Below are 21,820 nucleotides of genomic sequence, written 5' to 3'. Positions count from 1 at the left end.
TTCATGCTGGTCGAGTAGCCGCGGAACGCGGCGTATCGAGACCCACCCTCCAGACCACGGTGGATCTCGATACGCCCGCTGTACGGGCTACTCGATCAGCATTGAAGGGCCCGCCCCACGGGCTACTGGATCAGCATGCAGACGCCCGCCCCACGGGCTGCTCGGCGTCCCTACGAGCAGACGATCATCGGCAGCGTGATGCGGATGTCGTCGTTCGCGTCGGTCCTCACTCCTTTTCGTCCGGGAACGATGAAGTGCCACATGAGCTGGACCGATCCCGTGGTGTTCGCCGTCCATCGGGTGGAGTAGTCGACGAACGAGAAGTCCTTCGTCAGCTGCACGTCGCCGTACTGACTCGTGTCGGTGCTGTAGTTCAGCGAGATGGGCACGTCGTCGATCTCGAGCCGGGCGTACTGCGCGCCGCGGGTCCTGTCGTTGCCGGTCTGTGCGTACGAGCCGCCGGCCCGGTAGAGGAAGGTGTAGGTGGTCCCCGCGACGACCGGCAGCCTGGCCCCCCACCAGACCTCCAGGTCGAACCCCTCGGCGGAGCCCGAATCGTCCGCCTGCTGAAGGAAGAAGACGGCGCCGTTCTTCTCCTCGATGCCGGACGCCCCGTGATAGCCGTAGCCGTTGTCATAGCGCCGCCACTGGGCCGGATCGGTGACCGACGGGCAGGGGGCAGGAGACGCCGATGCGGCCGGAGCCGCCGTCGCCAGGGCGATGACGGGCACCGTCCATACCCCTCCGGCGACGAGTGTCCGCCGTTCTACTGTGCTTCGACCGTCGGAGGTCGTCGGCCGATCGTCGTCGTGCGCCATGAGTCCGTCTCCCGTGGTGTCGAGGTACGACCGCCGCCGCAATCGGCATCGGCGTACATGCATACCAGGGTGGGGCCCTCACACCGCACCAGAGAAATTCCGGGCGCTCCGAGCACAACGATGACGCGTTCACGTCACTGCTGACGGGATCCGTGCCCGTCGACGTCCCGAGCAGTCCAGCCGCCGCAGCGCACGCCCCTACTGGTCGAGCAGCCCCGCGGGGCCCCCTCGATGCTGGTCGAGCAGCCCCGCAGGGGCCCGTCCTCAGCAGAGCGGGTCTGCAGACTCGACCTCCGACGCTGGTGGATCTCGATACGCCCGCTTCGCGGCCTACTCGATCAGCATGCAGCAGCGGCGTCTCTTGACCCGCCCGCTCCCTACTCCGGCATCGAGAAGTCCGCGAAGTCGAAGCCCGGCGACACCAGGCAGCTCACCACCGCGTCCTCCGCCGACGGCAGCGTCCGCTGCCAGACGTCGGCCGGCACCAGCGCCTGCACCGGCAACCCCTCGAACGCGGAGCCGAGCACCACGGTCTCGCCGTCCTCCGGCTCCTCGCCGAGCCCGCCGTACTGCAGCGCCACTTGCCCGGGCCCGTTCCAGATCCACGTCTCGGCCGACGACACCCGGTGCCAGGCCGACGCCTCACCCGCCGGCAGCAGGAAGACGATCAGCGTCGCCGCCGGCCGCTCCCGCACCGAGCCGTCCGCGCCGACGAGCGTCAGCCGCTCCGGCGACTCCCACGTCCGCCGGTACCAGCCGCCCTCGGGATGCGGCTCGAGCCCCATCGCCTCGGCGAGCGCCGGCCGCCGCACCCGCTCGAGCACCCGCCCGTCGACGCTCAGCCGGTCGACGAATCCGCTCACCTCCGCGCCTGCCATCGGACCTCCCCGGAGATGATCGTGGCGAGGGCGGTCCCCTCGCCGGCCTCGACGACGGCGGCGAGCACGTCGTCGGAAGAAGAACCGGACACCTCGAGCACCGCGAGGTCGGCGAGCGCTCCCGGCACCAGCGTGCCGAACGACTCCGCCGCCCCCATCGCCACCGCGCCGCCGAGCGTCGCCGCCGCGAGCAGCCGCGCGTGCAGATCGCGCCCCGCGTACCCCTGCGCCCGCGCGATCCGGCACAGCTCGGCCACGTCCCCGAGCAGGTCCAGCGACGGCGTCGACGACAGCGAGTCCGTCCCGACCGCGATCGCGTTCCCCTCGCGCAGGTAGTCCGCGACCGGCGCCTCATCGAGCCCGATCACCGCGTTCGAGCGCGGACACAGCGCGACGGAGGTGCCGGTGCGCCGCAGCGTCGCGCGGTCGTCCGCGTCCACGTAGATCCCGTGCGCGATGTGCACGTCGTCGCCGAGCGCGCCGATCGTCTCCGCGTACGCCACCGGCCGCAGCGCGCTGCCGCCGTTGCGCAGCAGGTGGAAGCCGTCGTAGCCCCAGCGGCGCCACTGCTCCGCCAGATCGCCGCGGCCGTGCATCGTGTACTCCGCCTCCCAGGCCGACTCGGCCAGGTGCAGGTGCCGGCGCACGCCGAGCTCCTGCGAGAGCCCGGTCAGGTCGCTCAGCACCGGGGTGTCCAGCGAGTACGGCGCGTGCGGCGAGAGTCCGATGCGCGTCACGCCGGAGGTGCGCACCAGCTCCGCGGTGATCGCCCGCCCGCTGCCGCGCCAGTCGTCCTCGAGGAGGCTCATCAGCTCCCAGTAGGCGATCCCGTGCACGCGGCCGTCCTCGAGCACGCGCAGTGCGTCGAGGTCGGTGACGATGTCGGCGATCGCCGTCGTGCCGGTCGAGACCGCGATCTCGAGCCCCTCGGCGGCGGAGGCGCCCCAGTCGTGCGGCTGCTCGTAGACCTCCTGGAACGCGCGCGACCAGTCCTCGAAGCCGGCGTACCGGCCCCGGCCGACCGCGGACATGCAGGTGTACTGCAGGTGCGAGTGCGCGTTGACGAGCCCCGGGACGATCGCGCCCGGCCACTCCCGCACCGCGGGCGACTCGTCGCGGAGCCCCTCCAGCACCTCGTCCCGCGGACCGACGGCGACGATCCGCTCGCCGCGCACGGCGACCGCCCCGTCCCGCACCGGCTCGCCCGCCACGGGCAGCACCCACGGCGCGCTGTGCACGGTGAGCACCGACGTCGAGCTCCCGGCGCTCTCGCGCCCGAGCGACACCGCGCCGCTCACGGGATCCACGCCGACGGCATCAGTCCGCTGAGACTCGCCGTGCTCGCCGCGACCGCCAGCAGCACCGCCGCGCCCGTCACCGTCCAGTCGACCGGCGTGTAGCGGATCTCCCGCAGCCAGGTGCGCTTGCGCGTCCCGAAGCCGCGCAGATCGAGGGCGTCCACCGTGTCCTCCGCGTCCACGAACGACGTGATGGTGACCGGCACCATCAGCGGTGCGACCTCGCGCAGGCGCCGGATCGGATTGCGGGTCTGCGTCCGCTCGTAGCCGCGCAGCCGCTGGGCCGCGGCCGTCTCCTGCAGGTTCGAGGCCGCGCTGGGCAGGAACTTGAAGGTGAGGTCGATCCCGTAGGCGAAGCGCGCCGGCACCCCGAGTCGCGCGAACGCGACCGCGAGGTCTCCCGGGCGGATGGCGAACGCGAGCGGGAAGCCGACCGCGACCAGCGTGAGGAAGCGCAGCAGCAGGTTGACCGCGTACGACACCGCCCCCTCCGTGATCGCCAGCCCGACGACCGGCACCGTGAACAGCGTCGCGCCGGCCTCCGGCTCGCCGCTGCCGGTCGCGCCGACGATGAGCCCGTTGATCCCCGCGAAGACCAGCACGAACACGGCCACGACGGCCCAGTTCGAGCGCACCTCGCGGAACGGGATCCGCGCGCTGAGGTAGTACGCGAAGGCGACCACGGCGAGCGCCGCCATCCAGCGCAGATCGCGCACCTGGCTGGCCGTGACGACGAACATCACCGGCACCAGGATCAGCACGCGCGGATCCCGGCGGCCGAGGAAGGAGTCACCGCCGAGGTATCGAGGCGAGACCTCCATCCCGGGCGCCCGTCAGCGTCCGGCGAGGTTCTGCAGCGGCTTCCAGACCCGGTCGAGCACGGGCACCAGGATCACCGCGGTGATGCCGGTGGCGAGGATCGCCAGGAGGTAGGAGCCGAAGAACCAGTACTGGAAGGTCTGGCCGAGGAACAGGAAGTCGGTGGCGGTGAAGAGCAGTCCGACGACGACCGCGGCGACCGCGATGGCGGCGGCCCAGACGAGCTGGCGGCCGGTGGTGCGCGGCTCCTTGGCGTAGTAGCCGATCAGTCCGGCGAGCAGGCCGACGAGGCCGTTCGCGATGCTCCAGTTCCAGTAGGTGAGGAAGCCGTAGCCCATGATCTGGTCGACGATCGCGTTGCCGACGGCGCCGGTGAAGAAGCCGGCGACCGGTCCGAAGCGCAGGCCCACGAAGGGGATGATCGCGATCGCGGGACGGATCGAGATCATCGTCCCGGGGATCACGAAGCTCAGGGCGCCGAGCGCGCCGTAGAGGGCGGCGCCGACGGCACCGAAGACGATCGTGCGGGAGGAGACGGCCCAGGGGCCGGTCTTCGCGGCGGTGGAGGTGGTGGCGGTCACGGGTGTGTCCTTTCGAGGGAGGGAGAGGAGCTGCGGGGATCGGCGGTGCGTCCGGCGTCGGGGGTGCTGCCGGGGTCGTGCTGCGCACGGCGGAGGCGCCGGGCGAGGTCGAGCGGGCGCGGGAGGCGGCCGCTCGCGGGTCCGTGGCGCCGGGCGGCGCGCACGAAGTCGGTCTCGCGCAGCACCGCGCGGGAGTGGCCGGGGTCGACGCCCGGGCCGTGCCAGAGCGCCGTGTCGTGCACGACCTCGGCGGGGCTGGCGTCGGCGACGATCCCGCCGCCGTCGACGACCACCACGCGGTCGGCCCGCGCGAGCGCCATGTCGACGTCGTGGGTGATGAAGTACACGCTGTCGATCCCGTCGATCGCCCAGACCGCGTCGAGGAAGTGGCGGGAGGAGCGCTCGTCCTGCCCCGCCGTCGGCTCGTCGAGGATCAGCGTCCGCGGCCGCAGCGTGAGGGCGAGCGCGACGGCGAGCCGGCGCTGCTGCCCGAAGGAGAGCGTCCGCGGCGGCCGCTGCAGGATCCCCGGCACGTCGTCGAGCGACACGGCGCGCAGCGCGGCGTCGGCGATCGCCGGGATCTCCTCCGCCGGCACGCCGAGGTTCCGCGGCCCGAAGGCCAGCTCGGCCTCGACCGTCTCGCTGAAGAGCGCCTGGCCGGGGTTCTGGAAGAGGTAGCCGCAGGTCGAGACGAGCTCGGCCGCGGTCAGCTCGTGCACCGGCCGCTCGTCCAGCAGCACGCGGCCGCGGGTCGGCGCGACCAGGCCGACCGCCGCGCGCATCAGCGTCGACTTGCCGGCGCCGTTCCGGCCGAGGATCGCCACCCGCTCGCCCGCGTGGAAGCGGCGGTCCACGGCGGCCACGATCGTCCGCGCGCCGTAGCCGAGCTCGGCACCGTCGAAGTGCAGGCGAGCGGCACCGGCCGGAGCCGGCCGCGCCTCCTCCTCGGGCGACTCCTCCCCCGCGGCGCCGGCGAGCAGCGCCTCGAACGGCAGCTTCACCGACTCCGGCGACGCGACCTCGAGGAACCCGGCGACACCGCCCGAGTAGACGACCCGCCCCTCCTCCAGGTACACGACGCGGTCCGGCTCGAGCGCGAGCACCTCGTCGACGCGGTGCTCCACGATCACGGCTGCCCCGCCGCCGTCGACGTAGGCGCGCACCGCCCGCAGCAGCACGTCGGCCGCGTCGGGATCGAGGTTCGCCAGCGGCTCGTCGATGACGATGACCCGCGGATCGAGCACCAGGATCCCCGCGAAGGCGACGAGCTGCAGCTGCCCGCCGGACAGCTCGTGCGGGGGTGTCGCGAGCAGCGCGGTGAGCCCGAGTCGCTCGGCGACCCGGTGCGCGCGCTCGCGGATCTCGGCGGGCGGCGTCCCGCGGTTCTCCAGCCCGAAGGCGATCTCGGCGAGCACGCTGTGCCCGACGACCTGCTTGCCCGGATCCTGCAGCAGCGTGCCGACGACCTCCGAGATGTCGCGCAGGGCGAGCGGAGTCGCGTCCCGCCCCTCGACCTCGATCCGCCCGGTCACCTCGGCGCGGTAGGAGCGCGGCACCAGCCCGTTCAGCACCCGCAGCAGCGTGCTCTTGCCGCAGCCGGACGGGCCCGCGACCAGCACGACCTCGCCGCTCGACACCGAGAAGCTGGCGTCCACCAGTGACGGCTGCTCCGCATTGCGGTAGGTCACTCCGACGCCGTCCAGGCGCAGCAGCTCGGTCACGAGCGCGCTCCGTCCCGCTGCGGCGCGGCCCGGCGGCCGGTCGAGGTCCAGCTGCCGAGGAAGTCGCGCTGCGCGCTGCTCGGCGCGTCGATCCGCAGCCCGAGCGCGTCGAGCTTGGCGCGGGCGACCCGGTCGTCGACCTCGGGCGGGAGCAGGTGCACGGCCGGAGCGAGGCTCCCCGCCTCCCGCGCGAGCAGATCGACGGCGGCCACCTGGACGCCGAAGGACAGGTCCATGATCTCGATCGGGTTCCCCTCACCGGCGGTGCAGTTGATGCAGCCGCCGTCGTCGAGCACGACGATCGAGCGGCCGTTGGGCAGCGTGAAGCTCTCCAGCGCGTGGCCGATGCTCTGCCGGGTCGCGCCCGCGGCGAGCGCCGCGTCGATCGCGATCTCCTGCGCGACGCCGCCCGAGACGGCCACGGCCGCCCCCTCCGGCAGGGCGAGCAGGTGCTCCACATCGATGGTGTGCGCGATGCCCGTCGCCGAGATCAGCAGGTCGGCGCTGCCGGCCGCCGACTCCAGCGCGTCGACGTCGTAGCCGGCGAAGACCGCCTCGAGTGCGCGGACCGGGTCGACCTCCGCGATCGTCACGCGGGCGCCGAGCGCGCGGGCGTGCTGGGCGACCCCGCGGCCGACCGGTCCGAAGCCCGCGACGACGACGTGCGCGCGGTCGAGCGGAGTCGCGAGCAGGGCGAGCATGGTCAGCAGCGTCGACTGCCCGGTGCCGTGCCGGTTGTCGAAGAGGGTCTTGCAGCGCGCGTCGTTGACCGCGAGCACCGGGATCCGCAGCGCACCCTCGCGCTCCATCACCCGGAGCGGGCGCAGGCCGCTGGTGGTCTCCTCCGTCGCGCCGCGCAGGGTCTCGAAGACCGCGGGCCGGTCGGTGTGCGCGAGCCGGGTGACCGACGAGCCGTCGTCGACCAGGATGTCCGGCCGCCGGTCGAGCAGCCCGAGAGCGAACGCCCGGTCGTCGGCGGCGCTCGCGTCCGAGCGGGCGAAGACCGCGATCCCCGCGTGCTGCAGGGCGGCCGCGGTGTCGTCGTGGGTGTTGGAGGCGCCGCACATCACGCTGACGTCGGCGCCGGCCGCCGCCAGCTCGAGCGCCAGGGTCGCCGTCTTGGGCTCGAGCACGAGCACCAGCCCGATCCGCAGGCCCCGCACGGTGCCGCGCTCGCGGAGCTGTCCGGCGATCCCGCGAGTCACCGGCATGAAGCGCGCGGCCCAGTCGATCTTGTCCTGCCCCTGCCGCCAGAGCGAGGGGTCCCGGATCGGCGCGGTCATCGGAGCAGCTCCAGCGCGAGGGCGCGGTCGGCGCGCTCGTGCAGGTCGTCGGGCGACGGGTCCTGCTCCCGGGCGGCCTCGACCGCGGCCGCGAAGCGCGCGGACAGCTGCTCCGTGGTGCGGCGGGCCGAGCCGTCGGCGACGTCGCGCGCCACGAGGAGGAAGAGCTCGCGCTCGGCGTCCGCGATGCGGTCGATCCCGGGGCGGCCGGAGGAGGGGTCGGTGGAGGGGTCGGTGGCCGCGGCGACCGCCGGGCGCTCCTCCGCCGCGTCGACCAGGAGCAGCGGACCGCCGGTGCCGAGCAGCGCCGAGGTGACCGGGCTCGTCAGCTCTCCCGTCGCGAAGGCGATCGTCGCGTCCCGAAGCTCTGCCGATTCGGTCGTCTGCACCGTCAGCCCGAGCTGGGCGATCTCGACCAGCGCGACCGGGTCGTCGCCGACGACGATCACGCGAGCGCCCGTCGCGGCGGTCCTGGTCGCCAGCTCGACGGCGAGCGGCCCGGTCCCGAGCACGGCGACGCGGGTGTGCGCGAACGAGAGGTTGGAGGCCGCGGCGACCGCGCGGAGCACGGCCTGCGCCCACGCGGTACGGGTCAGCGCTCGAACGACCCGGGAGTCACCGGACGCGTCGGCCGCCGTCGCGGGCAGCGCGGCGCGGTGCAACGGGGTGAGGGTGGCGTGCATGACGCTCCAGGGGAGTCGGCGGTTCTAAGCGGTTAGCGTGACCATAGTCGCGCCCTGTTTCCCCCACCCGCCCGTTTATTACGCCCGTGTGAAACATTCCGCGCCGCCCGCGCCCATCCGCCATCGAGCACCCGCGCCGCGGGCGCCCCCCTCATCGACCGGGCACCCGCGCGGCGGGCGCCCTTACCCTCGCCGATCAAGCACCCACCAGGGGGCGCCCCTCCCCTGCCGATCGCGCCACCCGCTTAGCGGCCCCCTTCATGCTGATCGAGTAGCCCGCGCAGCGGGCGTATCGAGATCCCCGTCCGCACCCCCCTCCCATAAGCTGACCGGATGTCAGCCCGCCCCCGGCGCCCCACCCTCGCCGATGTGGCCCGCTCGGCCGGCACCTCCGCCACCGTCGTCAGCTACGTCGTCAACAACGGCCCGCGCCCCGTCTCCCCCGAGCTCCGCGCCCGCGTCGAGACCGCCATCACCGAGCTCGGCTTCCGCCGCAACACCCTCGCCGAGGCGCTCAGCGTCGGCCGCTCGAACCTGGTCGGCCTGCTCGTCCCCGACTCCTCCAACGCCTTCTTCGGCGAGCTGGCGCGCGAGATCGAGCACGAGGCCCGCCGTCGCTCGCTGCTGACCCTCCTCGGCAACACCGAGTACGACCCCGAGGTGGAGCGCGGCTACGAGCGCACCTTCGCCGACCTCCGCACCGCCGGCATCCTCCTGATCACCATCGACCCCGCCAGCACCGCCGACACCGCCCCGCGCGTCTTCCTGCACTCCGCGGCCCCCACCGACACCGAGCCGAGCGTCGTCTTCGACGACGAGCAGGGCGTGCGAGCCGCGGTCGAGCACCTGCTCTCGCACGGCCACGAGGACGTGCACTGCGTCACCGGCCCCGACGACTTCGGCCCCTCGGGCCTCCGCGCCCGCTTCTGGGCGGAGGCCATGGGAGGCGCCGCAGGCCGCCTGCACCGCGTGCCGATGGACCGCGTCTCGGCCGAGGCCGCGCTCCGCACCGTCCTGCGCACCGAGCGCCCGCGCGCCGTCTTCGCCACCACCGATGAGCACGCTCTCGCCCTCCTCCGCGCCGCCTCCCAGGAGGGGATCCGCGTCCCGGCCGAGCTCGCGATCGTCGGCTTCGACGGCATCCGCGAGGCACTGCTCGGCGGCGTCCGGGTCACCACCGTCGCCGTTCCCGTCCGCGAGATGGCCCGCATCGCCTTCGAGCTCCTCGACGAGTCCCTGGCCGACGCCCCCGTCCGCCACGTCCGCCTGCCGACCACCCTCGTCCTCGGCGAGACCTGCGGCTGCACCCCCACCCCCTGACGCCGTATCTCGATACGACCTTCCGGGCCTCCTCGGTCGGCATGGAGGCGAACCTCCAGCGGGTACCGGCAGAACTGCAGAACATGCTGGTCGAGTAGCCGCGCAGCGGCGTATCGAGACCCACCGTCCAATGAAGGCCAGGTCTGCAGACTCGTCCTTCTGGCGCTGCCGGCTCTCGATACGCCCGCTCCACGGGCTACTCGATCAGCATGGGGCGCGCCCGACAGTTCGGACCTGCAGACCATGCACCCGATCCGGACGCAGAACATCAGCCGGGAGTAACTCTCAGCGTCCCTCGGCGACGACGCACGTCCTCGGCTGACGTTCTGCCGCCGCCGACGCGCACAACATCAGCTGAGACAGGGGTCCCTCCGCTGACAGCGGAGGCCGGGTGCTCTCAGCTGATGTTGTGCGCGCAGCTCCCCTTCCCTGCCGGTCGACCGACCGCGCAGCTCCCCCTCCCTGCCGGTCGACCAATGCGCGCAGCGCCCCCTCCCTGCTGGTCGAGCAATGCGCGCAGCGCCCCCTCCCTGCTGGTCGAGTAGCCGCGCCAGCGGCGTATCGAGACCCACCGCGCCCTCAGCCGATCGCCGCCAGCCGCCCCACGACGCCCTCGCCGAGCCGCGCGACGTACCCCTCCGGGTCCGGCCCCTGCGGCGCGAGCTCGACCAGCGAGATCCCCAGCGCCGCGTACTCCTCCATCGCCCGCACGAACCCGTCCGGGTCGCCGACCGGATCCCCGCCGCCGATGATCGTCTTCGTGATCGCGTCGTAGTCGCGCCCCAGCTCGTCGCAGTGCCGGCGCAGCACATCGAGCTTGTGCGCGATCCCCTCCGCCCCGATCGCGAACAGGTTGCAGGCGTCGCCGTACTCCGCGACCAGACGCAGCGTCTTCTTCTCACCGCTGCCCCCGATGAGGATCGGCGGCCCCGGCCGCTGGATCGGCTCCGGGTGGTTCAGCGTCTCGGCCAGCTGGAAGTGCTTCCCCGTGTACGGCCCGTCGTTGTCGCTCCACATCTGCTTGCAGATCTGCAGCGTCTCCTCGAGCCGCTCGAACCGCTCCTTCAGCGCCGGATACGGCACGCCGAGCCCCAGGTGCTCCCGCTCGTACCAGGCCGCACCGATGCCGAGCATCGCCCGCCCGCCCGACAGCACGTCGAGCGTCGTCACGATCTTCGCCAGCAGCCCCGGGTGCCGGTAGGTCACCCCGGTCACCAGCAGCCCCAGCCGCAGCCGCTCCGTCCGCCCCGCGACGAAGCCGAGCGAGGTGTACCCCTCGAGCATCGGATCCTCGCTCGTCGCGAACTGCTCCATCTGGAAGTAGTGGTCCATCAGCGTGAACCACTCGCAGCCGACGTCCTCCGCCGTCCGCGCCGTGGCCCCCAGGATCGGCGCGATCCCGGCACTGCCCCCCGGCAGCGTGAAGTTCATGAAATGAATGCCGACCTGCATGCGCGCTCCTGACGTCAGTGTCCTCCGAGCCTGTCACGCAGCGCGGACCCGGTCACGCGCCCTGAGCGCTTTCGCTGCTCACTGCGCTGCGTGCCTCAGGATGAGGCGCGGACGCTCATGAGCTGAGGGCCTGGTGATGACGGAGGTCTGCGGTTCGCGCAGTCCTTTCCGGAAGGGCCGGTGCGGGACGTCGAAGCAGTGGCAGGCCACAGCAATGGACCCGTCACCGCGGCGCGTACCGCGTCAGCACCGCGCCCTCCGGCAGCGGCTCGCTGCCGAGGAAGCGCAGCTCCGGTCGGAAGCCGGCGGCGAAGTACGGCGTTCCGCTGCCGAGGACGAACGGCTGCGTGTGGAGCCGGTACTCGTCGATCAGCCCGGCCGCGCCGAGCGAGGCGGCCAGCGTCGGCCCGCTCACCTCGATCGCACCCTCGGTCTCGGCCTTGATCCGGCGGAACGCGTCGACCGCATCGGAGGCGATCAGCGTCACGCCCTCGGGCACCTCGGTCACCGTCGCAGAGAAGACGACCTTCGGAGTCGCGACCCACGCCTGCGCGAAGTCCTCGGCGACCTCGTCCCACTCCGGATCGGGCCGGCCCCAGTACGCCATCATCCGCCACATCCGGCTGCCGTAGACCGACAGGGCGGCGGCCCGCTGCCCCTCGTTGAAAACCCGGTGCAGCGCGGGCCCGGGCGCGGGGAAGCCGGAGATGTCGCCGTCCGCCGCCGCGACGAACCCGTCGATCGACACGAGCATCCCGTAGCTGACGAACCCCATCGGAGCCTCCTGACCGGCGCGACCCCGGCGTCGCACGCCCCGATGCTAGCCACGCACCCGCGGGCCGGGAAGAGGAGACGCCCGGAAGAGGAGACCTCCGGACGAGTCCTACGCCCCGACGCGGAACCGGCGCCCGCCGAACTCGACGACGTCGCCGACCGCCAGCTGCCGCCCGCGCCGCCGGTCCACCTCGCCGTTCACGCTGACGAAGCCGTCCGCGACGGCCTCCTTCACCTCGCCCCCGGAGTCGAGGATCCCCGCGAACTTCAGGAACTGCCCGAGCCGGATGCTCTCCCCGTCGAGCGCGACCTCCTCGACCTGATCCTGTGCAGCCACGAGCGTCAGACCGCCGGGATGTCCGCGAAGCGGGAGAAGTGGCCGTGGAAGCCCACGGTCACCGTGCGGGTCGGGCCGTTGCGGTGCTTGGCGACGATGAGGTCGGCCTCGCCCGCGCGCGGGTTGTCCTTCTCGTAGGCGCTCTCGCGGTGCAGCAGGATCACCATGTCGGCGTCCTGCTCGATCGAGCCGGACTCGCGGAGGTCGGAGATCGCGGGCAGCTTGTCGGCGCGCTGCTCCGGTCCACGGTTCAGCTGCGACAGCGCGATGACCGGCACCTGCAGCTCCTTCGCGAGCAGCTTCAGCGCACGGGAGAACTCGGAGACCTCCTGCTGGCGGCTCTCGACCTTCTTGCCCGAGGTCATCAGCTGGAGGTAGTCGATGACGACCATCTTCAGGCCGATGCGCTGCTTGAGCCGCCGGCACTTCGCGCGGATCTCGACGAGGGTGAGGTTCGGCGAGTCGTCGATGTAGAGCGGGGCGTCGTTGATGCGGCCGCGGGTCGAGGCGATGGTCGTCCAGTCGCGCTGGTCGACCGTGCCCTTGCGCATGTGCTGCAGCGGAACGGACGCCTCGGCCGAGAGCAGGCGCATCGCGATCTCGCTGCGCCCCATCTCGAGCGAGAAGAAGATCGTGGCCATGTTGTGCTTGATCGCGGCGGCGCGGGCGAAGTCGAGCGCGAGCGTCGACTTTCCCAGGGCCGGTCGCGCCGCGACGATGATCATCTGGCCGGGGTGGAAGCCGTTGGTGAGGTCGTCCAGGTCGGCGAAGCCGGTCGGCACACCGGTGAAGGCGCCGTCCTTGTGCGCGGCCGCCTCGATCTCGTCGATGGCGACGGTCACCGCGTCGGTCAGCGGGACGTAGTCCTCCGCCGTCTCGGACCCGGTGACGTTGTAGATCTCGGCCTGCGCCGTGTTGACGAGGTCGAGCACCTCGCCCTCGCCCTGGTAGCCCATCTGCGCGATGCGGGTGCCCGCCTCGACCAGGCGGCGCAGCAGCGCGCGCTCGGCCACGATCGACGCGTAGTAGCCCGCGTTCGCCGCGGTCGGCACCATCGCGGTGAGCGAGTGCAGGTAGTCGGCACCGCCGGCGCGCTGGAGCTCGCCCTGCTTGGTCAGCTCGTCGGTGACGGCGATCACGTCGGTCGGCTCGCCGTGCGAGTAGAGCGCCAGGATCGCCTCGAAGACGATCGCGTGCTTGGGGATGTAGAAGTCGGTCGCCTTGACGCTCTCGACGACGTCCGCGACGGCGTCCTTCGAGAGCAGCATGCCGCCGAGCGCCGACTGCTCCGCGAGCAGGTCGTGCGGAGGCGTGCGCTCGTTGCTGCGCGGGGAGTCCCCTCGGGAGTCCCGCCCGTCTCGTCCATCCGAGCCGGGAACCGCCAGGTGCGCGATCGTCATGCCTTCGCCTCCTCCTGTCGGGTGCCTCGCGGAACGGGTGGCGACACGGTCGAGCCGTCTGTCGCGAGTGCCGGACACAGGTCTACGCCCGACCTCCGACAGCGGACGCTCGGCGCCCGCCCCGCTCCCCTCGCGGGGCGCTGCGCCACACTACGGACCGCCCGCCGCCGGGGTCAAACCACCCTGTGGAGAGAACTGTGGAGAACGAGCGGGAAACGCCGCACCCGCTGTGGGCAACATGTGGACAACCCTGTGGGAACTCGACTGTCGGACAAGTTTTTTCGGCCGCCTGACCAGGCCTTTCCCCCTTTCCACAGGTGTGTGGGGAAAAGAGTCTCCAGACCACATTGAAGGTTGCCCGTCCGGGAGGGTGTATGTGGATGGAGCTGTGGACAACCGCAACGACGAAGGGCGGTGCGAGGGGACCGTGAAGTCCCGTCGCACCGCCCTCCGCGGCGTTCTCGCGGCCTTACTTGGCCGCGACCACCTGCAGCTTCACAGTGGCCTGGATGTCGTCGCGCAGACGCACCACGGCCTCGTGCTCGCCGACGTTCTTGATCGCGTTCGAGATCACGATCTTGCGCTTGTCGAGCTCGCCGTAGCCGGCCGCCGCCACCGCGGTCGCGATGTCGGAGGTCTTGACGGAGCCGAAGAGGCGCCCGTCCTTGCCGGCCTTGACGGTCAGCTTCACGCGGTTGGCCTCGAGGACCTGCTTCGTGTGCTGAGCCTCCTCGATGGTCTTGTGCTCACGAGCGGCTCGCGCCGACTTGATCTGCTCGACCTGCTTCTCGCCACCGCGGGTCCACGCGACGCCGAAGCCCTGCGGGATGAGGTAGTTGCGGGCGAACCCGTTCTTCACGTCGACGACGTCGCCGGCGGAGCCGAGCCCGTCGACCTCGTGGGTCAGGATGACCTTGGACATCTTCTACCTACCTTCCGCTGCCGGCGTAGGGCAGGAGCGCCATCTCGCGGGCGTTCTTGACGGCGCGGGCGATGAGGCGCTGCTCCTGGACGGAGACGCCGGTGATGCGACGGGCGCGGATCTTGCCGCGCTCGGAGATGAACTTGCGAAGGGTCGGGACGTCCTTGTAGTCGATGACGCCCACGCGGACCGACTTCGCGGGGGCCGCGTTCTTCGCGCCCTTGCCGCGGATCGGCTTGCGGCGGTCGCCGCTGCTCTTTCCAGCCATAGTGGTTTCCTTAGATTCTGGTTCGCGTCCGTCGGCACCCCTCTCGGGGCGGGGACGCGTGATTCAGGTGAGGGCGCGCTCGAGCCGGAGGCTCAGAACGGCGTCTCGTCGTTGTAGCTGCCCGGCGTGCTCCACACGTCGCCACCGGCCGGAGCGCTGGGCGCCCACGGCTCCTCGGCCTGGCCGCCACCGCGGTTGCCGCCGCCGTTTCCGCCGGAGCCCCCCTGGTTGCCGCCGTTGCCGCCACCGAAGCCGCCCTGGCTCGCGCCCTGGTTGCCACCGCCGCCGCCGCCGACCTGACCGCGTCCACCGCCGCCACCGGCTGCGCGCGTGACCTGAGCGGTCGCGTAGCGCAGCGAGGGGCCGATCTCGTCGATCTCGAGCTCGATGCTGGTGCGCTTCTCGCCTTCCTTCGTCTCGTAGGAGCGCTGCTTCAGGCGGCCGGTCGCGACGACACGGCTTCCCTTGGTCAGCGTCCCCGCGACGTTCTCGGCGAACTCGCGCCAGACGGAGGCCCGGAGGAACAGCGCTTCGCCGTCCTTCCAGTCGTTCGCCTGACGGTCGAAGGTGCGCGGCGTGGAGGCGATGGTGAAGTTCGCGACCGCGAGCCCGCCCTGCGTGTAGCGCAGCTCGGGGTCGGCGGTGAGGTTCCCCACCACGGTGATGATCGTCTCGCCGGCCATCAGCGTTACGCCTTGGGAGCGGCCGGAGCCTTGGCAGCCTTGCGGGCGGCCTTCTCGTCGGCGAGCTTCTTGGCGGCGGCGACCTGGGCGATGCCCTCTTCGGCGCGGAGCACCTTGGTGCGCATGACGGCCTCCGACAGCTTCAGCTGACGGTCGAGCTCGTTCGCGGCGGCCGAGGTCGACGTGAAGTCGACGATGGCGTAGATGCCCTCGGACTTCTTGTTGATCTCGTACGCCAGACGACGGCGGCCCCAGACGTCGACCTTGTCGATGGATCCACCATCGGTGCGGATGACGTTGAGGAACTTGTCGAGACTCGGAGCGACGGTGCGCTCATCGATCTCGGGATCCAGGATGACCATGAGTTCGTACTGATGCGTCACTAACCCACCTCCTTCGGACTGAACGGCCACGGTATTTCCGTGACAGGAGGGTATGTAGCATCTGCCCACTCCCGCGGACGCGAGTGCGTCTGGTCATGGACAACCTGACGACCCTACCATCCGCGGGGCTCCGAGCCCAGGGCCGATCCGGCGGGATCCGCGGTCGCCCGCCGGATCCCGCCGTCACCGGGACGCGCTACCGCTGGATGAACGCCAGCAGATCCGGGTTGATCACGTCCGCGTGGGTCGTCAGCATGCCGTGCGGGTAGCCCTCGTAGATCTTCAGCGTCGAGTCCTGCAGCAGCTCGTGCTGCTTCAGCGCCGCGTCCTGGTACGGCACGACCTGGTCGTCGTCGCCCTGCAGCACGAGCACCGGGACGGTGATCGCCTTCAGGTCCTCCGTCTGGTCCGTCTCCGAGAACGCCTTGATGCCCTCGTAGTGCGCGAGCGCACTGCCCGTCATCCCCTGGCGCCACCAGTTGTCGATCACCGGCTGCGAGACCTCCGCGCCGTCGCGGTCGAAGCCGTAGAACGGACCCGACGCGACGGCCTGGAAGAACTCGGCGCGGTTCGCGGCGAGCGCCTCGCGGAACCCGTCGAAGACGCTCATCGGCGTGCCCTCGGGGTTCGCCTCCGTCTGCACCATCAGCGGCGGCACGGAGGAGACGAGGACCGCCTTCGCCACGCGGCCCTGCGGCTGGCCGTACTGCGCGACGTAGCGCGCGACCTGGCCGCCGCCGGTGGAGTGGCCAACGTGGACCGCGTCGTGCAGGTCGAGGTGCCGCACCACGGCGTCGACGTCGCTGGCGTAGTGGTCCATGTCGTGACCGGTGCCGACCTGCTCCGAACGTCCGTGTCCCCGGCGGTCGGTCGCGATCACGCGGTAGCCGTGCGCGTGGAAGAAGAGGAGCTGCGCGTCCCAGTCGTCCGAGGACAGCGGCCAGCCGTGGTGGAACACGATCGGCTGCGCGTCCGCGGGACCCCAGTCCTTGTAGTAGATCTCGACGTCGTCGTCCGTGGTCGCATACGGCATTCTCGAACCTCCGTGCTCGGGTCGGCCCGGGGCCGGCCCGAGTCGACGTCAGGATGCGCTCTCCCGCGGAAGAAGGGGAGGAGCGGCTCCACGCTAGGCGCGACGGGTCGCGATGCGGACGGATCGCTCCGATGTTCCGACGATCGTCCAGACCTTCCCCCGCGCCGCTTGTCCGGGCCCGTGATCGCCCGTACAGTCCTCGCGATCGCACCGTCCGGCGCGTCGCGGCAGGGGGCCGCGCGGGGACCGGATCGCGGCGGCGACGGCGCGGATCGGCGGTGACGATGACGGCTTCGGACGGCGAGGAGCCGGACCTCTCCCCCGCGGACGAGCGAGCACGGGAGTCGCTGCTGCCGTGGGCCGGGCAGCCCGCCGTCCTGCTGGACCGGCACCTCCGCGTGCTGGCCGCGACCCGGCTCGCCCGCGCCCTCTCGCCCGGCTTCCGCCCCGGGGTGAACCTCGTCCGCTTCACCTTCCTCGACGCGGCCGGCCGGCAGGACTCGCCCTCCTGGCGGGCCGCGGCCGACCAGATCGCCGCTCTGCTGCGGGAGTCGCTCGATCGGCACGAGGGGGATCGCGGCTTCCCGGCCGTGGTGGGCGAGCTGTCCGCTACGAGCGCCGCGTTCGCCCGCTCCTGGGCGGGCGGTGCACCGTCGGCCTCGAGCGGCTCCGTCGACCTCCCGGACACGGCCGTCGGCAGGCTCTCCCTGGGCTACCGCCTCACCCGGCTCCTGGATGACGACAGCACGCTGGTCCTGTTCGAGCCCCTCGACGCGACGGCGCGCGAGGCCCTCCGCCGGCTGGCCGTCAGCGCTCGGAGACCACCTGCGTCCGATCGTCCCGGTCGGCCGGGTGCGGACCCCGCGGGGCGGGACGGAGCGACGTGAAGTGCTCGATCGCGGCGGCGGCGGATGATCCCTCCTCCGCGAGGTACGTCACCACGTAGTGGCCCGGCGCCGTCGACAGCTCGAGCGTCTGCATGTCGAAGTCGAGCCAGCCGAAGGGAGGGACGGCGAGCCGGAGCGAGCGTCGCGTGAACGGCCGCACCTCGTACTCGGCCCAGATCGCGCGGAACGGGCGGTGCCGCACCGAGCACTCCCCGACGATCTCCTGCAGGCGCGGGTCGTCCGGGTCGCCGTAGAACCGCAGCGCCGCGATCATCTCCCGGTAGACCGCGTCCCACGCCCGCAGCACCTCCGGCGCCTCCCCCTCCTCGAAGACGCGGGCGTGACCCTCCGCCGCGGAGAGCAGCATGTTCGTCCCGGGCAGGCCCTTCTCCGGAGCGAGGCGGAGCATCAGGTCGTTCGCGGCCAGGACATCGAGGTTGCGGTCGAAGGCGAACGCCGGGGTCATCGGCCAGTGGTTCAGCAGCGACGCCACCTGCGGCCGGTCCGCCGGCGACGCCGGATCGTGCGGCCGGGGGATCGGCCGGGCCAGCCGGAAGAGGTGCGCGCGCTCGAACGGCCCGAGGTCCAGCGCCGCGGCGAGGGCGCTCAGCACCTGGTCCGAGGGCCGGATGTCGCGGCCCTGCTCGACGCGGAGGTAGTAGTCCCGGCTGATCCTGGCGCGGTCGGCGACCTCCTCGCGCCGCAGGCCCGGCACCCTGCGCCGGCCGCCGACCGGGGTCAGCCCGACCTGCTCGGGTCGCAGCGCCGCCCGTCGCGCTCGGAGGAAGTCCGCGAGGGGGCTGGGTGCGCTCATGGTCGGCTCCAGAGCAGGGTCTGCCGGGTCGAGCGGCAGGCGGGGGGAGGTGATCCGGTGCAGTCGGGACGGCCCGACGAGCACGAGGCTATCGTCCGGACCACGGACCTGTCGTGCGCGGATGCGCGCGGATCCGGCGGCATCCGCTCTGGTGCCCGGCGGTCCCGAGGGACAGGCTGGGCGCATGACGACGCAGCAGATGATCGACCCCTCCGTCCCGCCCAGCGGCCCCGGCTGCGTCGAGTGCGAGCGGACCGCCTCCTGGTGGCTGCATCTGCGCCGCTGCGCGCTCTGCGGGCACATCGGCTGCTGCGACGACTCGCTGAACCGGCACGCGACGGCCCACTTCCACGAGACGGGCCACTCGGTCATCCAGAGCTTCGAGCCCGGCGAGGACTGGTTCTGGGACTACCGCTCCGACGACTACGCCGACGGCCCGCGCCTGACCGATCCGCAGAGCCACCCCGAGGACCAGTCCACGCCCGGTCCGGCGGATCGGGTGCCGCGCGACTGGCAGGCCGTCCTCACCGAGCGGAGCTGATCCCACCGCGGTGCCACCCGAGCCGCGGGCTGCGGAGCCCGGCCGCCGCCCTCAGTCCGGCGAGACGCCGTCCAGCGCCTCCGCCTCCGCGATGCGCAGCCGCATCTGCCGGTAGCGGTGCATCTGGTAGACCCCGTGCAGCACGGCGAGCACGATCGCGGCGAGGATCCCCGCGGGGATCGCCGCGATCTCGTCGGCACCGCCCTGGGTGAGCACCAGCGCGACCCCCGCGCCGGCGACGAGCGAGTTCACCACGGCGATCGCCGACGACATCGTGAAGAAGATCCCCCGCCAGCTGCGTCGACGGCCGATCTCGAGCAGCTCGTTGGGGGCGTGGCTGCCGCGCGGCATCGTGAAGTAGGCGCCCGCGCCGGGGAGCAGCGTGCCGTAGTAGCGGCGGATGCGCTGGATCGCGGTCAGGGCGGCGATGTCCTCCATCGAGGTCTGCACCAGCCGCTCGTAGGTCGAGACGCCCAGCAGGACGATGACGGGGATGATCACCGCCAGGAACCCCATCGCGTACTTCGTCGGCGCGAGGAAGCCGAAGGCGACGAGCGAGCTCGAGAGCATCGTCAGGTAGAGCGACGCCCGGCTGCTCGACTCCGTCACGGTGATGCCCCGCGCCGACTCCAGGACGAAGTGCTCGGTGAGCAGGGCGCTGAGGAACGCCGCCGGCCGGTCGGGCAGCGACACGGCCGACACCGCGGCATCCGGCAGTGCGGGCGAGTCGGCCGGCCGCTCCTCGTCGTCCCCCGGCACGCTCACCACGTCTCCTGCAGGTGGCGGTGCGCGAAGGTGACGGCCATCGCGCCCTCGCCGACCGCGGAGGCGACCCGCTTCACCGAGCCGCGCCGCACGTCGCCCGCCGCGAAGGAGCCGGGGACGCTGGTCTCGAGGTGGAACGGGGCGCGCCGCAGCGGCCAGTCGGGCGCCGCGTGCTCGCCGACGAGATCGGGGCCCGTGACGAGGTAGTCGGCGGAGTCGCGGACGATCGCCGTGCCCGCCGCCCACGACGTGTCCGGCTCGCCGCCGATGCAGACGAAGAGGTGCGAGGTCTCCAGCGCTCCGCGCACGCCGGTCGCCGCGCTCTCGACCTCGATCGACTCGAGGGCGTCGGCGCCGTGCAGCGCGGTCACGCGGGAGTCGAGCAGGACCGTCACGTTCGCCTGCCGCAGGACGCGGTCCGCGAGGTAGGAGGAGAGGGTGTCGGACAGCGCGGGTCCGCGCACGAGCATGGTCACCCGCCGCGCCTTCGCCGCCAGGTTCATCACCGCCTGCCCGGCCGAGTTCCCGCCCCCGACGACGACGACGTCCCGGCCCTCGCACAGCGGAGCCTCGCTCGTGCCGGCGCCGTAGTAGACGCCGGCGCCGAGCAGGTCGTCCTCCCGCGCGAGGCCGAGGCGGCGCCACTGGATGCCGGTCGCGCAGATGTTGGTCCGCGCGACGACCGTCGTGCCGTCGGCGAGCAGCGCGTGGAGGCGGCCGTCGGCGAAGCGGCCGCGGATCCCCTCCCGCATCCTCAGCAGCTCGGCGCCGAAGGCCACGGCCTGCTGCCGGGCGCGCTCGGCGAGATCGGCTCCGGCGATGCCGTGCGGGAAGCCGAGGTAGTTCTCGATCAGGCTGCTGGAGCCGGCCTGCCCGCCGATCGCCGAGCGCTCGAGGACGACCACCCGCAGGCCCTCCGACGCGGCGTAGACCGCGGCGGACAGCCCCGCCGGCCCCGCGCCGTAGATCGAGAGGTCGTACTCGGCGAACCGGGGCGCGGCGACCCAGCCGAGCCGGGCGGCGACCTCGGCGACCGTCGGATCGAAGGCGCGGCTGCCGTCCGGGAAGACGACGAGGGGCAGCCGCGCGGCGCTGAGCGGCCGCCCGGCGACCGCCAGGCACTGCTCGTCGGTGTCCAGCGCGGTCCAGGAGAAGGCGACGACGCTGCGCGAGAGGAAGTCGCGCAGCTCCCAGGCGTCGCGGCTCTCGCGCCGCCCGTACAGCCGCACCAGCGGGGTGCCGCCCTCCCCCGGCGAGCGCTCCTCGCCTGCGGATCCGATCACGACGCCCGCCGCCCCTCGAGTCCGCCGCGGAAGCGGACCAGCTTCAGGCAGAGGTGCAGGGTGCTGCGGGCGAGCCCGTCGTCCAGCGCGTCCCGGACCGCCTCGGGGAGGTTCTCGAGCCGGTAGTAGAGCGTGGTGCGGTGGATGTGCAGGATCTCGCAGGCCTCCCGCACGCTGCCGCGCACGTCGAGGTAGGCCTCCACGGTCCGCCGCTGCACGTCGTCGCCCCGTTCGAGCAGCGTCGCCGCCGCGGGCGACAGCGTGCCGAGCTGCGAGGTGTCCGCGCCGACCGAGGCCAGGAGCACCCAGGTGCCGAGGTCCGCGATGTCGCCGCCGCCGGCGCCGTCCGGCAGCGAGTGCACGATGCTCGCGGCGAGCACGGCGCGCCGGGCGGTCGGCAGGAGGTCGTCGTCGCGGCGGTCGTGCCGCGCCGTGCCGACGGCCTGCACGCTCAAGCCGCGGCTCCGGGCCTCGGCGCGCAGCAGCGCGTCCGTCTCGGCGCCGAGCGGCGACCCCGGCGCCTCGGTGCTCGCGAAGAGCAGCGCGCCCTCCCGATCGCCGAGGAACACCAGCCCCGAGCGGGGGCTCGCGTCGAGCCCGCGAGCGAGCGCCCGGTGCCGGAGGGATCCCGCGGCGGGATCGAGCCGCACCGCGCGGACGACGGTGTGCGGGTCGCGGCGCAGCCAGCCGTGCGCGGCCGCCGCGGCGAGGGCTGCGCGCCGCCTCGGGGCGTCCTCCGCCAGCAGCCCCGCGAGGACGTCCGCGCGCCGCAGGGCGACGTCCTCGACGACGTCCGGCGCGGTCATCGGCGGGTGCTCGGGTCGGAGGCCATGCCGCGATCCTCGTGCAGCGGTGCCCTCCTCAGCGTGACCCTCGC

The 21,820-nt window shown here is 72.6% G+C and carries 24 protein-coding genes; 3 read left to right on the top strand and 21 right to left on the bottom strand.

The genetic code is table 11. The annotated features are described in order from the left end of the window. Window positions 1-170: 170 nt before the first annotated feature. The 8 genes from C1I64_RS16450 to C1I64_RS16415 all read right to left on the bottom strand — a co-directional run bounded on the left by C1I64_RS16450 (window position 171) and on the right by C1I64_RS16415 (window position 8,081). Window positions 171-731 (bottom strand): hypothetical protein, encoded by a 561-nt coding sequence (locus tag C1I64_RS16450; RefSeq protein WP_208645150.1) that lies wholly within the window; start codon window positions 729-731, stop codon window positions 171-173. Window positions 732-1,195: 464 nt separating this feature from the next. Further along, window positions 1,196-1,681 (bottom strand): cupin domain-containing protein, encoded by a 486-nt coding sequence (locus tag C1I64_RS16445; RefSeq protein ID WP_243585718.1) that lies wholly within the window; start codon window positions 1,679-1,681, stop codon window positions 1,196-1,198. After that, complete coding sequence (locus tag C1I64_RS16440; RefSeq protein WP_341867835.1) at window positions 1,678-3,003, bottom strand: amidohydrolase family protein; 1,326 nt, start codon at window positions 3,001-3,003, stop codon at window positions 1,678-1,680. Before C1I64_RS16440 ends, C1I64_RS16445 begins: the two co-directional genes overlap by 4 nt. Continuing rightward, a complete protein-coding gene (locus C1I64_RS16435) occupies window positions 2,991-3,815 on the bottom strand; it encodes an energy-coupling factor transporter transmembrane component T family protein (RefSeq protein WP_123706136.1) in 825 nt (274 codons plus the stop codon). The genes C1I64_RS16440 and C1I64_RS16435 overlap by 13 nt, the downstream gene beginning before the upstream one ends. Before the next feature lie 12 nt (window positions 3,816-3,827). Next, complete coding sequence (locus tag C1I64_RS20205) at window positions 3,828-4,394, bottom strand: ECF transporter S component (protein ID WP_123447291.1); 567 nt, start codon at window positions 4,392-4,394, stop codon at window positions 3,828-3,830. Next, window positions 4,391-6,115, bottom strand: coding sequence for an ABC transporter ATP-binding protein (locus C1I64_RS16425; RefSeq protein ID WP_127887933.1), 1,725 nt, complete (start codon window positions 6,113-6,115; stop codon window positions 4,391-4,393). Before C1I64_RS16425 ends, C1I64_RS20205 begins: the two co-directional genes overlap by 4 nt. After that, window positions 6,112-7,398 (bottom strand): adenosylhomocysteinase, encoded by a 1,287-nt coding sequence (locus C1I64_RS16420; protein ID WP_127887932.1) that lies wholly within the window; start codon window positions 7,396-7,398, stop codon window positions 6,112-6,114. Before C1I64_RS16420 ends, C1I64_RS16425 begins: the two co-directional genes overlap by 4 nt. Continuing rightward, window positions 7,395-8,081 (bottom strand): hypothetical protein, encoded by a 687-nt coding sequence (locus C1I64_RS16415; protein WP_127887931.1) that lies wholly within the window; start codon window positions 8,079-8,081, stop codon window positions 7,395-7,397. The genes C1I64_RS16420 and C1I64_RS16415 overlap by 4 nt, the downstream gene beginning before the upstream one ends. A 333-nt stretch (window positions 8,082-8,414) precedes the next feature. On the opposite strand from C1I64_RS16415, the gene C1I64_RS16410 reads away from it, so the two are divergent. Further along, window positions 8,415-9,401, top strand: coding sequence for a LacI family DNA-binding transcriptional regulator (locus C1I64_RS16410; RefSeq protein WP_127887930.1), 987 nt, complete (start codon window positions 8,415-8,417; stop codon window positions 9,399-9,401). Between the two features lie 579 nt (window positions 9,402-9,980). Here C1I64_RS16410 and C1I64_RS16405 read toward each other — a convergent pair. The 9 genes from C1I64_RS16405 to C1I64_RS16365 form a co-directional block, all read right to left on the bottom strand. Continuing rightward, on the bottom strand, window positions 9,981-10,853 hold the full coding sequence (locus C1I64_RS16405) for an LLM class F420-dependent oxidoreductase (RefSeq protein ID WP_127887929.1): 873 nt from the start codon (window positions 10,851-10,853) through the stop codon (window positions 9,981-9,983). 223 nt (window positions 10,854-11,076) lie between these two features. Next, the gene (locus C1I64_RS16400) at window positions 11,077-11,628 is read right to left on the bottom strand and encodes a dihydrofolate reductase family protein (RefSeq protein ID WP_127887928.1); all 552 of its coding nucleotides are present in this window, start codon (window positions 11,626-11,628) and stop codon (window positions 11,077-11,079) included. 108 nt (window positions 11,629-11,736) lie between these two features. Beyond that, window positions 11,737-11,964, bottom strand: a complete 228-nt coding sequence (locus C1I64_RS16395; RefSeq protein ID WP_127887927.1) for an RNA-binding S4 domain-containing protein — start codon at window positions 11,962-11,964, stop codon at window positions 11,737-11,739. Window positions 11,965-11,969: 5 nt separating this feature from the next. After that, window positions 11,970-13,364, bottom strand: a complete 1,395-nt coding sequence (gene dnaB, locus C1I64_RS16390) for a replicative DNA helicase (RefSeq protein WP_127887926.1) — start codon at window positions 13,362-13,364, stop codon at window positions 11,970-11,972. Window positions 13,365-13,833: 469 nt separating this feature from the next. Next, the gene (gene rplI / locus C1I64_RS16385; protein ID WP_123447282.1) at window positions 13,834-14,286 is read right to left on the bottom strand and encodes a 50S ribosomal protein L9; all 453 of its coding nucleotides are present in this window, start codon (window positions 14,284-14,286) and stop codon (window positions 13,834-13,836) included. A gap of 7 nt (window positions 14,287-14,293) precedes the next feature. Then, entirely contained in the window at window positions 14,294-14,554 is a 261-nt protein-coding gene (rpsR, locus tag C1I64_RS16380; protein ID WP_056039813.1) for a 30S ribosomal protein S18, read from the bottom strand. Window positions 14,555-14,646: 92 nt separating this feature from the next. Next, window positions 14,647-15,237 carry a single-stranded DNA-binding protein gene (locus C1I64_RS16375; RefSeq protein ID WP_123447280.1) on the bottom strand — a complete coding sequence of 197 codons (591 nt, stop codon included), beginning with the start codon at window positions 15,235-15,237 and terminating at the stop codon, window positions 14,647-14,649. Window positions 15,238-15,242: 5 nt separating this feature from the next. Beyond that, window positions 15,243-15,620 (bottom strand): 30S ribosomal protein S6, encoded by a 378-nt coding sequence (gene rpsF / locus C1I64_RS16370; protein ID WP_123447279.1) that lies wholly within the window; start codon window positions 15,618-15,620, stop codon window positions 15,243-15,245. 196 nt (window positions 15,621-15,816) lie between these two features. Then, window positions 15,817-16,653: an alpha/beta fold hydrolase gene (locus C1I64_RS16365; protein ID WP_127887925.1), complete on the bottom strand. Its 837-nt coding sequence runs from the start codon at window positions 16,651-16,653 to the stop codon at window positions 15,817-15,819. A gap of 284 nt (window positions 16,654-16,937) precedes the next feature. On the opposite strand from C1I64_RS16365, the gene C1I64_RS16360 reads away from it, so the two are divergent. Then, window positions 16,938-17,540, top strand: a complete 603-nt coding sequence (locus tag C1I64_RS16360) for an MmyB family transcriptional regulator (RefSeq protein ID WP_244209596.1) — start codon at window positions 16,938-16,940, stop codon at window positions 17,538-17,540. On the opposite strand, the gene C1I64_RS16355 is transcribed toward C1I64_RS16360, so the two are convergent. Next, a complete protein-coding gene (locus C1I64_RS16355) occupies window positions 17,461-18,354 on the bottom strand; it encodes a helix-turn-helix transcriptional regulator (RefSeq protein WP_164874571.1) in 894 nt (297 codons plus the stop codon). The two genes, C1I64_RS16360 and C1I64_RS16355, sit on opposite strands and share 80 nt — an antisense overlap. Window positions 18,355-18,538: 184 nt before the next feature. On the opposite strand from C1I64_RS16355, the gene C1I64_RS16350 reads away from it, so the two are divergent. Then, entirely contained in the window at window positions 18,539-18,895 is a 357-nt protein-coding gene (locus C1I64_RS16350; RefSeq protein ID WP_127887922.1) for a UBP-type zinc finger domain-containing protein, read from the top strand. Window positions 18,896-18,946: 51 nt separating this feature from the next. Here the strand turns inward: C1I64_RS16350 and C1I64_RS16345 are convergent, their stop codons facing one another. The 3 genes from C1I64_RS16345 to C1I64_RS16335 are packed head-to-tail and all read right to left on the bottom strand — an operon-like array spanning window position 18,947 to window position 21,749. After that, entirely contained in the window at window positions 18,947-19,660 is a 714-nt protein-coding gene (locus C1I64_RS16345) for a hypothetical protein (protein WP_127887921.1), read from the bottom strand. Further along, window positions 19,657-20,943 (bottom strand): NAD(P)/FAD-dependent oxidoreductase, encoded by a 1,287-nt coding sequence (locus C1I64_RS16340; RefSeq protein WP_127887920.1) that lies wholly within the window; start codon window positions 20,941-20,943, stop codon window positions 19,657-19,659. The genes C1I64_RS16345 and C1I64_RS16340 overlap by 4 nt, the downstream gene beginning before the upstream one ends. Further along, window positions 20,940-21,749: a helix-turn-helix domain-containing protein gene (locus C1I64_RS16335; RefSeq protein ID WP_127887919.1), complete on the bottom strand. Its 810-nt coding sequence runs from the start codon at window positions 21,747-21,749 to the stop codon at window positions 20,940-20,942. The genes C1I64_RS16340 and C1I64_RS16335 overlap by 4 nt, the downstream gene beginning before the upstream one ends. Window positions 21,750-21,820 lie beyond the last annotated feature (71 nt).

The organism is Rathayibacter festucae DSM 15932, from assembly GCF_004011135.1.
Classification (GTDB): domain Bacteria; phylum Actinomycetota; class Actinomycetes; order Actinomycetales; family Microbacteriaceae; genus Rathayibacter; species Rathayibacter festucae.
The sequence above is the reverse complement of the archived record's forward strand: the minus strand, read 5'-3'. Positions and strand labels throughout refer to the sequence as shown.

What these genes read in the sequence shown, in the direction of transcription:
- C1I64_RS16435 (WP_123706136.1), bottom strand. Translation starts at nt 3,815, where the DNA reads ATGGAGGTCTCGCCTCGATACCTCGGCGGTGACTCCTTCCTCGGCCGC.
- C1I64_RS16420 (WP_127887932.1), bottom strand. Translation starts at nt 7,398, where the DNA reads ATGACCGCGCCGATCCGGGACCCCTCGCTCTGGCGGCAGGGGCAGGAC.
- C1I64_RS16415 (WP_127887931.1), bottom strand. Translation starts at nt 8,081, where the DNA reads ATGCACGCCACCCTCACCCCGTTGCACCGCGCCGCGCTGCCCGCGACG.
- C1I64_RS16410 (WP_127887930.1), top strand. Translation starts at nt 8,415, where the DNA reads ATGTCAGCCCGCCCCCGGCGCCCCACCCTCGCCGATGTGGCCCGCTCG.
- C1I64_RS16405 (WP_127887929.1), bottom strand. Translation starts at nt 10,853, where the DNA reads ATGCAGGTCGGCATTCATTTCATGAACTTCACGCTGCCGGGGGGCAGT.
- C1I64_RS16400 (WP_127887928.1), bottom strand. Translation starts at nt 11,628, where the DNA reads ATGGGGTTCGTCAGCTACGGGATGCTCGTGTCGATCGACGGGTTCGTC.
- dnaB (WP_127887926.1), bottom strand. Translation starts at nt 13,364, where the DNA reads ATGACGATCGCGCACCTGGCGGTTCCCGGCTCGGATGGACGAGACGGG.
- rplI (WP_123447282.1), bottom strand. Translation starts at nt 14,286, where the DNA reads ATGTCCAAGGTCATCCTGACCCACGAGGTCGACGGGCTCGGCTCCGCC.
- rpsR (WP_056039813.1), bottom strand. Translation starts at nt 14,554, where the DNA reads ATGGCTGGAAAGAGCAGCGGCGACCGCCGCAAGCCGATCCGCGGCAAG.
- C1I64_RS16375 (WP_123447280.1), bottom strand. Translation starts at nt 15,237, where the DNA reads ATGGCCGGCGAGACGATCATCACCGTGGTGGGGAACCTCACCGCCGAC.
- C1I64_RS16365 (WP_127887925.1), bottom strand. Translation starts at nt 16,653, where the DNA reads ATGCCGTATGCGACCACGGACGACGACGTCGAGATCTACTACAAGGAC.
- C1I64_RS16360 (WP_244209596.1), top strand. Translation starts at nt 16,938, where the DNA reads ATGACGGCTTCGGACGGCGAGGAGCCGGACCTCTCCCCCGCGGACGAG.
- C1I64_RS16355 (WP_164874571.1), bottom strand. Translation starts at nt 18,354, where the DNA reads ATGAGCGCACCCAGCCCCCTCGCGGACTTCCTCCGAGCGCGACGGGCG.
- C1I64_RS16350 (WP_127887922.1), top strand. Translation starts at nt 18,539, where the DNA reads ATGACGACGCAGCAGATGATCGACCCCTCCGTCCCGCCCAGCGGCCCC.
- C1I64_RS16335 (WP_127887919.1), bottom strand. Translation starts at nt 21,749, where the DNA reads ATGACCGCGCCGGACGTCGTCGAGGACGTCGCCCTGCGGCGCGCGGAC.